At 74.4% G+C, this 13,992-nt stretch carries 12 protein-coding genes; 7 read left to right on the top strand and 5 right to left on the bottom strand.

Translation table 11 applies throughout. The features are described 5' to 3' along the window. The first annotated feature begins 481 nt into the window (after positions 1-481). A complete protein-coding gene (locus ACFVU7_RS13720; RefSeq protein WP_117487051.1) occupies positions 482-1,099 on the top strand; it encodes a transglycosylase family protein in 618 nt (205 codons plus the stop codon). Positions 1,100-1,235: 136 nt separating this feature from the next. On the opposite strand, the gene ACFVU7_RS13715 is transcribed toward ACFVU7_RS13720, so the two are convergent. The 4 genes from ACFVU7_RS13715 to ACFVU7_RS13700 all read right to left on the bottom strand — a co-directional run bounded on the left by ACFVU7_RS13715 (position 1,236) and on the right by ACFVU7_RS13700 (position 6,797). Continuing rightward, complete coding sequence (locus tag ACFVU7_RS13715) at positions 1,236-3,257, bottom strand: amino acid transporter (RefSeq protein WP_375877115.1); 2,022 nt, start codon at positions 3,255-3,257, stop codon at positions 1,236-1,238. Positions 3,258-3,506: 249 nt separating this feature from the next. Continuing rightward, positions 3,507-5,150, bottom strand: a complete 1,644-nt coding sequence (locus ACFVU7_RS13710) for a multicopper oxidase family protein (RefSeq protein WP_388045130.1) — start codon at positions 5,148-5,150, stop codon at positions 3,507-3,509. 146 nt (positions 5,151-5,296) lie between these two features. Then, positions 5,297-5,809: a hypothetical protein gene (locus ACFVU7_RS13705; protein WP_388045129.1), complete on the bottom strand. Its 513-nt coding sequence runs from the start codon at positions 5,807-5,809 to the stop codon at positions 5,297-5,299. A gap of 94 nt (positions 5,810-5,903) precedes the next feature. Beyond that, positions 5,904-6,797, bottom strand: a complete 894-nt coding sequence (locus tag ACFVU7_RS13700; RefSeq protein ID WP_049657470.1) for a LysR family transcriptional regulator — start codon at positions 6,795-6,797, stop codon at positions 5,904-5,906. A gap of 135 nt (positions 6,798-6,932) precedes the next feature. Between ACFVU7_RS13700 and ACFVU7_RS13695 the strand changes: the two genes are divergently transcribed. Next, a complete protein-coding gene (locus tag ACFVU7_RS13695) occupies positions 6,933-8,006 on the top strand; it encodes a YncE family protein (RefSeq protein ID WP_388045128.1) in 1,074 nt (357 codons plus the stop codon). Between the two features lie 37 nt (positions 8,007-8,043). Here ACFVU7_RS13695 and ACFVU7_RS13690 read toward each other — a convergent pair whose 3' ends face one another. Then, positions 8,044-9,090: a VanZ family protein gene (locus ACFVU7_RS13690; protein ID WP_388045127.1), complete on the bottom strand. Its 1,047-nt coding sequence runs from the start codon at positions 9,088-9,090 to the stop codon at positions 8,044-8,046. A 401-nt stretch (positions 9,091-9,491) separates the two neighbouring features. Here ACFVU7_RS13690 and ACFVU7_RS13685 point away from each other — a divergent pair, with 401 nt between their 5' ends. From ACFVU7_RS13685 to ACFVU7_RS13665, 5 genes are all read left to right on the top strand, one after another. Then, a complete protein-coding gene (locus ACFVU7_RS13685; RefSeq protein WP_388045126.1) occupies positions 9,492-9,632 on the top strand; it encodes a hypothetical protein in 141 nt (46 codons plus the stop codon). Between the two features lie 35 nt (positions 9,633-9,667). After that, complete coding sequence (locus ACFVU7_RS13680) at positions 9,668-9,985, top strand: hypothetical protein (protein WP_387823214.1); 318 nt, start codon at positions 9,668-9,670, stop codon at positions 9,983-9,985. Between the two features lie 173 nt (positions 9,986-10,158). Beyond that, positions 10,159-11,799, top strand: a complete 1,641-nt coding sequence (locus ACFVU7_RS13675) for a Rieske 2Fe-2S domain-containing protein (protein WP_387823211.1) — start codon at positions 10,159-10,161, stop codon at positions 11,797-11,799. Positions 11,800-11,810: 11 nt separating this feature from the next. Further along, the gene (locus ACFVU7_RS13670; RefSeq protein WP_388045125.1) at positions 11,811-12,881 is read left to right on the top strand and encodes a glycosyltransferase family A protein; all 1,071 of its coding nucleotides are present in this window, start codon (positions 11,811-11,813) and stop codon (positions 12,879-12,881) included. Further along, entirely contained in the window at positions 12,878-13,975 is a 1,098-nt protein-coding gene (locus ACFVU7_RS13665; RefSeq protein ID WP_388045124.1) for an NAD-dependent epimerase/dehydratase family protein, read from the top strand. The genes ACFVU7_RS13670 and ACFVU7_RS13665 overlap by 4 nt, the downstream gene beginning before the upstream one ends. Positions 13,976-13,992 lie beyond the last annotated feature (17 nt).

Raw genomic sequence — 13,992 nt, 5'->3', positions numbered from 1 at the left:
GGATGTGCGGGAAGTACGAGAGGGTTGTGCCGCCACTGCCGCCTCCTGGGCTCGGGGAAACGCCGAGGAGGCTCCCAGCCGCACCGCACGGCCGGGTCACGCCCAGCCGTGCGGACGGCGAACGGCAGCCGAACGGCGGGTGGCCGGGAACCCTCGGTGCACGACCTTGTCCCCGGTCGGCCGGGCGGCGCGGGAGCCCCGAGGTCGCGGCGCGCGGGCCGGGGCCGCGACGACGGCTGCCGGCGCCGGAAGCGGGCGGCAGGCGCACCAGCGGCGAGGTGACGAGGCACCAAAGCGACGAAACGGCAAGGCGACGAGGAGTACGGCCGGTCGGCCGCCGACCACCGGGGTGGCCCCGGGCCGCCGCGCGGGTGACCCGTCGGACGTGTCGTCCACGGAACGCACCGTCCGGCGTGCATGGGTGGGAGTGCGCCGCCCCCGTGGACGGCGCCGGTCTTGTCCCCGAGTCTGAGAGCCGCCCATGCCTCCCACCGTTCGCCTGCGCCGCATCGTCCCGACCGCGCTCTGCGCCCTCACCGTGGCCCTCGCCGCCCCCGCGGCCCACGCCGCGCCGCCAGGCCGCGACAGCCGGTCCGACCCCGGGAGGGAGGGCGGCGGCTCGTACGACTGGGACCGCGTGGCGGCCTGCGAGAGCAGCGGAAACTGGCGCATCAACAGCGGCAACGGCTACTACGGCGGCCTCCAGTTCGACCAGCCCACCTGGCGGGAGAACGGCGGCCTCGGCTACGCCCCGCGCGCCGACCTCGCCACCCGCGAGCAGCAGATCGCCGTCGCCCAGCTCCTGGCCGAACGTCGCGGCCTCTCCCCCTGGCCCGTGTGCGGCGCCCGCGCCACCCACGGCCAGGGCCGCGACAACGCCCCGCCGCCCCCGGCCCACGCCCACACCCACACCCACGCCGCCCCGGTCGAGTCCGAGGACGGCACCTGGACGGTCCGCGAGAACGACACCCTCGCCGACCTCGCCGAGTCCCTGCGCGTCCCCGGCGGCTGGCCGGCGCTCTACGAGCTCAACCGCGACGCGGTCGGCGAGGACCCGGACCTCATCCATCCCGGACTGGTCCTCGAACTCCCCTCCTAGGACCGGTCGAACCCGACCGCCGCCCGCGCCCGCCCAGGCGCGGGCGGCGGTCCGTCGTTCCGCCCCGGACGGGCCGGGGCGGACGGGCCGGGGCGTAGGGGCCGCAGCGTACGGGCCTCGCAGCGGAAGCAGGCCGTCAGCCGACGTGGACGCGCGGGCGGCGCGAGCGGTCCGGCTCGGCCTCGCGCAGCACCTCGCGGGTGACGGGGGCGACCTCGCCCTGTCCGAACAGGAAGAACCGCAGGAACTGGGCGAAGGGGCTGCCCTCGGTCCACTCGAAGTAGAGGTGCGGCTGCTGCCCGGTGCGGTCCCGGATGTTGAGCGCCAGCGCGGCGAGCGCGTTCGGGATGCTGGAGCTCTCCAGGGTGAGCACCCGGTAGCGGCCGTGCAGCACCTCGCCGCGCACGGTCAGCGCGGCCTCGAAGTCGGAGGCGTCGCGGACGGTCACCTCGACGAAGACCAGGTCGTCCTCGCCGGGGATGTCGTTGTCGGCGCGGATCTGGTGGATCTTGTCGCGGTACTCGGCGAGGTCCCGGCTGTTCGGCTCGTTGGCGATCAGCCGCAGCGGCCGGTGGGCGTAGTCCCTGATGAAACGTTCCGCCACGTCGTCCAGGGCGACGCTGGTGACGCGCAGCTCGAAGGCGCGGCGCAGCCGGGAGAGCAGCGAGACCAGGACGATCCCGGCGATGAAGCAGGCGCCGATCTTCAGGCCGTCCGGCCGCTCCAGGCAGTTCAGCACGGTGGTGTAGAGGAAGATCGCCGCGATGACCGCGAAGGCGACGGTCCAGCCGCGCTCGCGCTTCTTGTGCGCGGCGATGGTCACCGCGATGGCGGCGGAGCTGATCAGCACCAGCACGCCGGTCGCGTACGCGCCGCCCTGGGCGTCCACGTCGGCGTCGAAGATCCAGGTGACCAGGAAGCCGATCAGGGTCAGCACGATCACCATCGGCCGCACCGCGCGGGCCCAGTGCGGGGCCATGCCGTAGCGCGGCAGGTAGCGGGGCAGCAGGTTGAGCATGCCCGCCATGGCGGAGGCGCCGGCGAACCAGAGGATCGCGATGGTGGAGAGGTCGTAGACGCTGCCGAAGGCGCCGCCGAGGTACTCGTGGGCCAGGTACGCCAGGGCGCGGCCGTTGGCGTCGCCGCCGGCCTTGAACTGGTCGGCCGGGATGAGCAGCGTGGTGATGAAGCTGGTGGCGATCAGGAAGCAGCTCATGATCACGGCGGCGGTGGTCAGCAGCTTGCGGGTGCCGCGGATCCGGCCGGCCGGGTTCGCCTCGGTGTCGTCGGGGTCGCCCTTGATGTGCGGCATCACGGCGACGCCGGTCTCGAAGCCGGACAGGCCGAGCGCCAGCTTCGGGAAGGTCACCAGGGCCACGCCGACCATGACGATCGGGTTGCCGTGCTGGGCGGTCAGCGCGTCCGTCCAGTCGGTGACCACGTGCGGCGCCGAGACGATCTTCCAGAGGCCGACGGCCACCACGACCACGTTCAGCACCAGGTACGTCCCGACCAGGAACACCGCCAGGCCGATCGCCTCGCTGAAGCCCTTGAGGAAGACCGCGCCGAGCAGGGCCACCAGGACCAGCGTGATCACCACCTGCTTGCCGCCGAGGAAGCCGGTCAGGTGCGGGTTCTCCACCAGGTGCGCGCTCGCGTCGGCGGCGGACAGCGTGATGGTGATCAGGAAGTCCGTGGCCGCGAAGCCGAGCAGCGCGAGGACGAACAGCTTGCCCTTCCAGAACGACAGCAGCCGCTCCAGCATCGCGATCGAGCCCTCGCCGCGCGGGCTCTCCTTGGCCACCCGCCGGTAGACCGGCAGCGCGCCCAGCAGGGTGACCACCACCAGCACGATGGTGGCGATCGGCGACAGCACGCCCGCGGCCAGGGCGGCGATGCCCGGCTGGTAGCCGAGCGTCGAGAAGTAGTCCAGGCCGGTCAGGCACATCACCCGCCACCAGCGCTGGCCGGCGGGCGTGCCGTGCGCGGCGGAGTCCCCCGCCGCCGCGCCCCCGGTCGGCGCCTCCGGGGCGCCCTCGTCGGCGGACTGCCGCGCGGGCTTCTCCGCGGTCACGTCCTCCAGCAGCCAGCTGCGGAGGCGTATTCGCGCCGACGGCGCGTCCGACTCCGCCGTCTCCGTCGAACCCGACGAAACCACCTTGCACCTCTTGTTTAAAGACCCCGTAAAAACGCCGTCGGGCGACGGCAGTGCGTCAGGCTATGCGACCGGCGTTAAGGATCCGCTACCGGGCCGCGTTAAGAAATCGTCATGACGCCGCAGGTCGGTGCCGGTGGCACGCCGGAGTGCGCCGGGTGCCGGAGACGGCGGGACCCCGAACCGGCGGAGCGGTTCGGGGTCCTTTCGGGGTGGAACCCGGGCACTTTCGCGCGGGGGGGGAGTCCGCGATCAGGCCCGGTAGCCGAGGACGGTCATCATGCCCGTCTCCGCGTGGTAGACGTTGTGGCAGTGCACCATCCACAGGCCCGGGTTGTCGGCGTCGAAGTCGACGGCCAGGGTCGTGCCCGGCAGCACCACCGCGGTGTCCTTTCGCGGGCCGTCCCCGGGCAGCGCGAAACTGTGACCGTGCAGGTGGACGGGGTGCCACATGGCGGTGCTGTTGCGGAACTCCAGCCGCACCCGCTCGCCCGCCGCCACCGGGTAGCGCTGCGCCGGGTCGTACCGGCGGCCGTTGAACGCCCAGTCGGCCTTCGCCATCCCGCCGGTGAGCTCCAGCCTCACCGTGCGGTCCGGCGTCCTGGCCGGCAGCCGGACGTCCGGGGCGGCCCTGAGCTGCCCCGCGGTGACCAGCCGGCCGTCCAGCTCGGCCGGGCGGACGGCGGCGTCGGGCGCGGCGCCGCCGCCGGTGCGCAGCACGGCCAGGGCGGTGGCGTTCTTGCCCTCGGCCAGCGCGGTGAGCGGGAAGGCGCCGTCCTTGGCGGTCACCAGCACGTCGTAGCGCTCGCCCATGCCGAGCAGCAGCGCCTGGGTGGTGGCCGGTTCGACCGGGAAGCCGTCGGTGTGGGTGACGGTCAGCTCGTGGCCGCCGAGGGCGACCCGGTAGGCGGTGTCGCCGCCCGCGTTGACCAGCCGGATCCGGATCCGGTCGCCGGGCTTGGCAATGAAGGTCTCGGGCGCGGTCGCGAGCCGGCCGTTGACCAGGTGGAACGGGTACGCGACGTCACCGGCGTCGCCTCCCAGCAGCGGGCTCTGAGCGCCCATCAGCATCCGGGACGGGCCGGCGGCGTTCGGGGTGCCGCCCGGGGCGCTGCCCGTCCCAGTCATCCCCGCCATGTCGTGGCCCGGCATCCCCGTCATCCCCCGCATGTCGTGGCCGGAGCCACCCGAGTGGTCCATCCCGCCCATGCCCCGGGCGAGTTCGGCGAGGACGGCGTCCGGGGTGCTGCCGTCGACGCCGTCCACCCAGTCGTCCAGGACGACGACCCACTCCTTGTCGTAGGCCAGCGGCTCCCTGGGGTCCTCGACGATCAGCGGGGCGTACAGGCCGCGGTCCTGCTGGACGCCGGAGTGCGGGTGGAACCAGTACGTGCCCGGGTGGGCGAGCGCGAAGCGGTACTCGAAGGAGGCGCCGGGCCGGACGTCGGCCTGGGTCACGCCCGGCACGCCGTCCATGTCGTTGCGCAGCGCGAGGCCGTGCCAGTGCAGCGTGGTGGGCTGCGGCAGGTGGTTGGCGAGGGTGACGGCGAGCGTGTCGCCGAGGGTGGCGCGCACCTCCTGGCCGGGCAGACGGTCGCCGTACGCCCAGCTGCGGACGGTGCGGCCGCCGAGGTCCAGGGTGGTCTCGGTGGCGGTGAGCGCGACCTTCCGCTCCGGGCCGGGACTGCGCCGGGCCTCGGCGGCGGCGACCTCGGGGCCGTTCGGGGCGAGGTAGCCGGCCGGGGCGGCGGCTCCGGTCGTGCCGCTCGTGGGGCCGTGGTTCATGGACCCGTGGTCCATGCCCTTCATGGAGCCGGAGGAACAGGCGGTGAGCAGGCCGGTCCCGGCGGCGGCGAGCGCGGCGCCGAGGACGGTACGACGGGTGGGTGTACGCATGGCGGAGTGCACCTCGTGCGGTGTGTGGGTGTGCAGGACGTCGCGTCGGCCGTTCCGTGCGCGGGCGCTGCGGGGCGCGAGCGGGCGCGTGGACGTGCGCGCGGGCGCTCCAGAGCGGGCGCGGGCACGGGACGGCGGGCGCGCGCCTACTGGCGCAGCACCGAAAGCCGGGTGAGGAGTATCCGCCCGCCCCCGGGCGGGGGCAGCGCGCGGACGGCCCGCAGCAGTCGGGCCCGTACCTCGGCGGCGGCGTCGCCGCTGCGGCGCAGCAGCGGGCCGGCGAGGAGCAGCACCAGGGTCCAGCCGGCCAGGACGGCGAGGCAGACCGCCATCGGGTCCATGCCGCCGGCGATGGTCGGGTCGACGGCGGAGGCGGCCGAGATGGCGGGGTCGACGGCGGAGGCGGCCTCCATGGGCGCGGCGGCCGGGCCGTGGTGGACGGCGGCCGCGGGGTGCGCCGGGTGCACGGCCGAGGCGTGCGTCCCCGCTCCCTCGTGCCCGCCGGAACCACCGTGTCCGCCGTACCCGCCGGAACCACCGTGCCCGCCGCCCGGATGGCCGAGCGTGTGCATCGTCACGATGCCGAACAGCAGCGCGGCGAGCAGCAGCAGGCGCGGCGCCCACGGCACCGGCGGACCGAACGGCCGTGACCGCACCATCCTCCGCCTCCTGTCCCCAGCCGCCGCCATGTACCCCGGCAGGGTATCCCGGCCGCACACCGCGGACCGAGCCGGGGCGCACCCCCGCGGGGAGCTACTCCCGCCCCAGCACCGCGGCCGCCACGTGCTCGCGGAACCAGCGGTGCCCCGGATCGGCCGAGTTGCGCGGGTGCCAGGCCATCCCCAGCTCCAGCGGGGCGAGTTCCAGCGGGATCGGGAAGGTGCGCAGGCCCAGCGCGGCGACGGTGTCCGGCAGCCAGTCCTCGGGGACGAGGGTGACCAGGTCGCTGTCCCGGGCGAGCAGCATCGCGCCGGTGTGGCTGGGCACGACCACCGCCACCCGGCGCCGGAGCCCGAGTTCGGCGAGCCCGGCGTCGATCGGGCCGAGCCGCTTGCCACGCCGGGAGACGCCGATGTGGTCGGCGGCGGCGAACCGGCGGGCGGTGATCCGGCGGCCGTCGAACAGCGGATGGCCCGCCCGGGCGAGGCCGACCAGGGGAACGCGGAGGAGCTGCCGGGTGCGGACCTCCGTGTCCAGGTGGCCGAGCACGCCCAGCTCGACGTCCACCAGCCCCTGCCGCAGCGCCGGCCCGTCCTCCAGCGCCTCCGGCAGGAAGACCACGTCCACCCGCGGGGCCTCCGCCCGGACCCGCTCGACGAGGGCGCCCGCCGTCCGTACCAGCATCAGTTCACCGGCCTGCAGCGTGAAGGTGCGGTCGAGGTGGACGGGGTCGAAGCCGGCGCCGGGACGCAGCACGCTGTCGCAGCCGCGCAGCAACGCGCCGACCTCCTCCCGCAGTTCGAGCGCCCGCGGGGTCGGGACGAGGCCCTGCCCGGCGCGCACCAGCAGCGGGTCCTCGACGGCGCGGCGCAGCCGGGCCAGCATCCGGCTGACGGCCGCCGGCGAGGTGCCGAGCCGCTCGGCGGCGCGGGTCACGCTGTTCTCCTGGAGCAGGGCGTCCAGCGCCCGCAGCAGATTGAGATCCATCGGTCACACGCTCCTGACCTGGGTCTTTGCATCCTGGGCAACTATCCGATGCCGATCCTTGCATAGCTCCCGCCGTGGCTGCCGACGACAGTGGAAACGACCGCGAGACCGCGAAGCCCTCCCCGAGGAGTCCTCATGTCGCAGCCCTCCCGCACCGACCGCACCGAGCGTGCCGACCGCACCGACCGCTCCGGCGACGTCCTCGCCGTCGTCAGCCAGAGCGGCTCGGACGTCCTGTTCTTCGACGCCGCCACCGACCGGCACCTCGACACCGTCCGGGTCCTCGCCGAACCGCACGAGCTCTGCTTCGACCCGACCCGGCGGCTGCTCTGGTGCACCAGCGCCTACCGCTCGGGCTACTACGGCGCCAACAGCGGCCGCCGCACCGAGGTGACCGTCATCGACGCCGACACCCGGCGGGTCGTCGACGTGGTCGACCTCGCCCCCGAACACGGCCCGCACGGGCTGGCCCTGGACACCGCCCGCGGCCGGCTGTACGTCAGCGTGGAGGGCGGCCCGGACCGGCCCGGCGGCGTCGTGGTCATCGACACCGGGACCCGCCGCCCGCTCGGCCGGATCGACACCGAGGCGCCCGGTCCGCACTGGTTCGCCATCACCCCGGACGGCCGGACCGGCTTCGCCACCAACAAGGAGGCACCCTTCGTCTCGGTCGTGGACCTCGACCGGGGCGTGCTGACCGCCAAGGTCGAGGTCCCCGGCAGCGAGGGCCTGGCCGTCTCCCCCGACGGCGCCCGGGTCTACGTCGCCGGCCCGTACTTCTCGACCACCGCCACGCCCGCCCCGACCCCCGGCATCCGTGTCATCGACGTCGCGACCGCGTCCGTCACGGACGTCCTCCCGACGGACTCCCCGGCCCTGCCGGTCCACCTCACCCCGACCGGCAGGCTGCTGGCCGGCGAGGTGCGCAGCGTCCCCGAGGCCGGCTCGCCCCTGGGGCGCCAACTCCCCGGCCGTCTCACGGTCTTCGCCGCCGACGGTCACCAGCGGCTCGGCTCGGTCGAGGTGGGCCTCTTCCCGCTCACCGTCACCTCCTCCCCCGACGGCCGCCTCGCCTACGTCTCCTGCGCCGTCTCCTCCACCGTCGACGTCATCGACCTGGAGGCGCTGGAGCAGGTGGCCCGGCTGGAGGTCCCCCGGCTCGGCGAGGCGGGCGCGCACGGCCTGGCGTACCTGCCCAGCCCCGCCTGAACCCCGGGACGGACCACGGGAGTTCGAGGACCAGGGACTACGAGGAAGCTGTCAGGATGCGGCCGTCGGCACCCACGGTCAGGTCGAGGCGCACCGCCGGCTGCCCGGCGGCCGTACCCTCGCGGCGGTAACCAAGCGTGCGGGCAGCACCGTTCGGGCCGGCGGGGGTGACGGTCGGGGTCAGACCGGCGATCCGGTCGGCGAACCAGGTGTCGGCGAAGGCCCGGCCGGCGGCGACGACCTGCTCCGGGGTGAGGGTGGGCGAGCCGGCCGCGTCGGCTGAGGGCGTGGCGGCGGCGACGGCGAGCAGGCGGCCGCTGGGCTGCTCGATCCGGAGGTCGCCGCGGTCGGTGCTGACGTCCATGATCTGCTGGGTGAGCCCGGGGTCGGCGGTGGTCGTGGTGGTGTCCACCAGCGTGCGCGGGCCGAACACGCCCTCCGCCACCCGCTGCGCCGTCGCGATGTCGTCGGACGGCGGGGCGAAGAGGCCCGGCGAGTCCCGGTACGTCCGGATCCCGACGTGGACCACCAGCCCCGCCCCCGCCAGCCCGACGGCGCCCAGCACCAGCCCGTGGACCAGGTCCCGGCGCAGCCGGGGCAGCCCGCGCCGCCGAACCAGCAGCCAGCCGGCGGCGAGCAGCGTCCCCAGCAGCGCGCCGGCCGCGTTGTCGACGAAGTCCGCAGCGTCGCAGGCGCGTCCGGTCCCGAGCAGGGTCTGGACGACCTCGGTGACGGCGGACAGCACCGCGCAGCCCGCGAGCACGGTGACCGGCCGTCGGAAGAGCAGCACGCCGAAGAACGCCGGTGGCAGGTAGAGCGCGATGTTCATCAGCCCCTGCTGCGCCGTCGCGTCGGCCCACATGCCGGGCCCGATCGTGCAACTCGGCGGCCCCGAGTACCCGGTGGCCGTCGGTGTCAGCGTCACCGCCAGCTCGCCCGCCAGGCTCAGTCCCCACAGCACCGCCGTCGGGACCGCCATGCCTCTCCGGCGGGCCCACCGGGCGGTTCCGAGGGCGAGCGCCGACCCGAGGACGGCGAACACGAGCAGGAGGGCGGGGACGGCCGAGTAGCTTGCTTCGATCATCAGGTCTTCCGGGTCAAGGGTAGGCAAAGGAACGCTACCCCAGCCGTGGCACCGGCCTGCTCCGGCCCCGGACCCACCCTCAGGTCCCTCGCGAGACCGAGCCGTCCACGCGAGGGACCTGCACGTATTCCCTCCCGGGGGCGGCCGCCGGCTGTCCGCATCGCGGAACGCGGGACGGCGGCGGGCTGACACCTTCCGCCTGACCGAAACCTGCCAAGTCGACTGCCGCGCAGCTCATCCGGGGTCGGCGCGACGTCCCCTTCCTGGCCTGAAGCTGCCACGCGTTTGGTGTCACCCTGAACCCGTGTGAGCGCACCGGGGCCCGTGCGAATCTTGGGACCACCGAGGCCGCGGACGAACGAGAGCGGCCCGAAACCCCCCAGGATTCGGAGGACTTCCCCATGTTCACCTCCGCGCGTTCCCGCGGCCCCGTACGCCCGACGACGACCGGGCTCGCCACCGCGCCGGTCGCCCCGCTTCCCTTCCGCCCGCTCCCGCAGGCCTTCCCGGCCGCGGTGGGCAGCGGCTTCTCCTGGGGCTGACCGGCCGGTTCCCCCCAGAGCTCCCAGGACTTCCGGTGCACCTCGTCGGCGTGCTGCTGACCGCCGCGACAGGCGGGTCGGCGGGCGCCCGGCCGACCGTCGGGGCCGTGCTCTCGGCCCTGGACAGCGTCACGTCCGCCCGCGACGGCGTCGAGCACCTCCACGTCCACATCACCCCCCGGGGTGTCCGGTTGACCTTCTACCTCGCCGGCTGCGACCTGACCGACGCCGTCGGCCGCGCCATCGCGATCGCCCACCGGGCCGTCGCCGGCCCGACGGCGCTCGCCCGGTTCGCCGTCGCGGACTTCAACGTGCTCGACCGGCCCGCCGGCCCGCGGCGCGACGCCCACTGACGGCCACTAACGGCCGCCGACGCCCGCCCACGACCGCCGACAGGGCCCACGGACGGCCACTGACGCCCGCCCGGACGGCACCGCGGCCGCTCCCCCAACGGTGGCTCCCCCCACGGCCGTTGCCTCTCCCCGGCCGCCTCCTCCTGAAGTCGCTCGACCGCCATTGGAGACTCATGCGCATCACATCCGTCGGCCACGCCGGCCTGCTCGTGGAGACCAGTGCCGGGCGCATCCTCTGCGACCCCTGGTTCAATCCGGCGTTCTTCGCCTCGTGGTTCCCGTTCCCCGACAACGAGGCGATGGACACCGCCCAACTGCACACCGCGGAGTACCTGTACGTCTCCCACCTCCACCACGACCACTTCGACGCCGAGTGGCTGCGGACCCGGATGTCCAAGGACACCGTGGTGCTGCTGCCGGACTACCCGGTCCGCGACCTGCGGACGTCCCTGGAGGACCTCGGCTTCCGCCACTTCGTCCAGACCCGGGACCTCGAACCGACGCAACTGGACGGCGGCGTCCAGGTGATGGTCAACGCCCTCACCTCGCCGACCGACGGCCCGATCGGCGACTCCGCGATCCTCATCGACGACAACGGCACCCGGATCCTCAACCAGAACGACGCCCGCCCGGTCGACGAGCCCCGGATCAGGTCCTTCGGGCCGCTCGCCGGGCACTTCCTCCAGTACTCCGGGGCGATCTGGTACCCGATGGTGTACGACTTCCCCGCCCGGATGAAGCAGACCGTCGGCCGCCGCAAGCGCCGCAACGGCATGGCCCGCGCCCTGAACTACGTCGAGCAGTACGGCGCCGAGCACGTCTTCCCGTTCGCCGGGCCGCCCTGCTTCCTGGACGAGGAGCTCTTCCACCTCAACGACCTGGACGGCGACGACGCCAACATCTTCCCCGACCAGTGGGTCTTCCTCGACTTCCTCCGCGAGCGCGGGGTGACCAACACCCACCTCCTCCTGCCGGGCACCGTGGCCGAGTTGGGCCCGGACCGCAGCTGCCGGCTGGAGCAGGTCGACGAGCGGACGGTCGCCCGGATCCGCGACGACCGCACCGGCTACCTGCGCGAGTACCAGGCCCGCCGGGCCGACCGGATCCGCGCGGAGAAGGCCGGCTGGCCGACCACCCGCACCGACCTGCTGACCGGCCTGCGGGAGTGGGTGGAGCCGCTGCTGCAGTACGCCGACCGCACCTGCGAGGGCATCAACGGCCGGGTCCTGGTCGAGGTGGTGGACACCCCGGACGCGACCGGAGCCGAGGAGGGGGCCGACGGCGGGACCGGAGCCGGGGCCGCACCCACCGAGCAGATCCTGTTCGACTTCCTGGACCGCCGGGTGGCCCGCTGGGCGGGCGAGGAGTGCCGCTACCGCTTCGAGCTGCCCCGGCCGCTGGTGGAGCGGATGGTCGCCGAGCGCTGCCCCGACTGGGCGAACGAGCTGTTCCTGTCCTGCCGCTTCAAGGCCGCCCGCAAGGGGCCCTTCAACGAGTTCGTGACCACCTTCTTCGCCTCTCTCTCGACCGAGCGGATGGCCTATGTCGAGGGCTACTACGCGGAGTTGAGCCAGACCGAGGAGCGCGCCCGGGCCGGCGACCACGTCGTCCAGCGGCTCTGCCCCCACCTCAAGGCGGACCTGGTCCGGTTCGGCTCCCACCGGGACGGCATCCTCACCTGCCGCCTGCACGACTGGGAGTTCGACCTGGCCACCGGCCGCTGCCTGACCAGTGACGACCGGAAGATCATCAGCGAGGCGCGGGTCAACCCGTCCGACGATGACCCGGACCTGCCCGAGATCCCCGCGGCCTGAACAGGACAGACATGACCCTTCCCCTGGTGTCGGTGGTCATCCCGCTCTACAACGACGCCCGCACACTGCCCGCCTGCCTGGACGCGGTGACCGCCCAGACCTACCCCAACCTCGAGATCGTCGTGGTCGACGACGCCAGCACCGACGACTCCGCCCTGGTGGCGGAGAAGTACCCGTGCCGACTGGTCCGCCAGGAGCGCAACGCGGGGCCCGCCGAGACCCGCAACCGCGGTGCCCGGGAGGCCCGCGGCGAGATCGTGTTCTTCCTGGACGCCGACGTCGGCCTCTCCCCGACCTCGGTCGCCGCCGCGGTGGAGCGCCTCGCCGCCGACCCGGAGACCGGGTCGGTGTGCGGCATCACCGCCAAGGAGCCGCTGCTGCCGACCACCCGGGTCGGGGACTACCGGATCCTCCAGTCGTACTACTGGCGGATCAGCTCCGAGGGCACCGTCACCCCCTGGTTCTCGGCCCTGGCGGCCATCCGCCGATCACTGTTCCTGGACTCCGGCGGGCTCAACCCGGCCCTGCGCCAGACCGAGGAGATCGACTTCGGCGTACGGCTGTCGGCCACCCACCGGATCGAGCTCAGCTCCGCGGTGGTCGGGCGGCACAACGACGAGGAGCGGCTGTCCGGGCTGGTCCGCAAGCTGTTCCGCCGGGCGCGCCTGCGGGTGCCTCTCTACGTGGACCACCGGGGCTTCATGCGCGGGTTCGAGACCCGCTCCCGGGCCGTCGCCGCGCTCGCCGCGGCCGGCGCGGTGGCCTCGCTGCCGCTGGCCCTGGTGTCCCGCCGGACTCTGCCGGCCACCGCCGCCCTGGCGGCCGGCGCCGTGCTCGCCGACCGCGGCTTCCACGCCTTCCTGGTCCGCGAGCGCGGGGTACCGACGGCGGTCGCGTACACCGCCCTGCACTTCGCGGCGGGCACCGCGGTGACGGCGGGCGCGGCGGTCGGGGCCGGCCAGTGGCTGCTGAGCCCGCGGTTCCGGCGGCTGTACCGGCGCCAGGTGCCGCCAGCGGGCGCCGCCCGTCCGCCGCTCGCCGGTGCCCCCGACCCGACCGCCCCGCCGGCAGGCCGCCCGTGACCACCGACAGCCCCGGGGCCGCCGACGGCCCCCGCCCCACCGCCCGCCCCCAGCGCGTGCTGCTCACCGGCGCGGCCGGCTTCCTCGGCAGCGCCCTGGTCCGACGGCTCGGCAGCTCGCCCGTCCACCGGGTGGTCGCCCTCGACCGCCGCCCGCTGCCGCCCGGACTCGCCGCCCTGCCCTCCGTGGAGGCGGTGGTCGGCGACGTCCGGGACCGCACCCTGCTCGGCCGGCTGGCGGCCGAGGCGGACGTGGTGGTGCACGGCGCCGCCGCCCTGCCGAGCCACCCGGCGGCCGAGATCCGCTCGGTGGACGTCGACGGCACCCGCACCGTCCTGGACGCCGCCCGGCGGGCCGGGACCGACCGGGTGCTGCACATCTCCTCCACCGCGGTGTACGGCCTGCCGGAGCGCACGCCGACCCCGGAGACCCACCCGCTGGTCCCGGTCGACCCGTACAACGCCGCGAAGATCGCGGCCGAGCGGCTGTGCGCCGACTACCGCGACCGGGGCATGTGCGTGCCCGTCCTGCGCCCGAAGACCTTCATCGGCCCGGGCCGGCTGGGTGTCTTCGCGATGCTCTTCGACTGGGCGCTCGACGGCCGGGGCTTCCCCGTCCTCGGCGGCGGCCACACCCTCAACCAGATGCTGGACGTCGAGGACCTCTGCGACCTGGTGACCGCGGTGCTGACCCTGCCGGGCGAGCGGGTCAACCGGGAGTTCAACGTCGGCGCGGCCGAGTACGGCTCGTTCCGCGAGGACTGCCAGGTCGTCCTGGACCTCGCCGGCCACGGCAAGCGGGTCGTCCCGCTGCCGCTCGGCCCGGCGAAGGCCGCCCTGCGGACGCTGGCCGCGCTGCGGCTGTCCCCGGTCTACGGACGCCTCGTCCAGAAGCTCACCCGGGACTCCTGCGTCGACATCACCGACGCCCGCGAGGTGCTCGGTTTCACCCCCCGCCACTCCAACGCGACCGCCATCGAGCGCAGCTTCACCTGGTACCGCGCGAACCGGTCCGCCGTGGCCGGCACCACCGGCCGGACGCACTCCGACCGCTGGCGCGAGGGTGCCCTGCGCACGGTCAAGGTCCTCTTCTGACAGCAGCGAAGGGAACG

It is taken from the genome of Kitasatospora sp. NPDC058046 (assembly GCF_042885595.1).
GTDB lineage: Bacteria > Actinomycetota > Actinomycetes > Streptomycetales > Streptomycetaceae > Kitasatospora.
The sequence above is the reverse complement of the archived record's forward strand: the minus strand, read 5'-3'. Positions and strand labels throughout refer to the sequence as shown.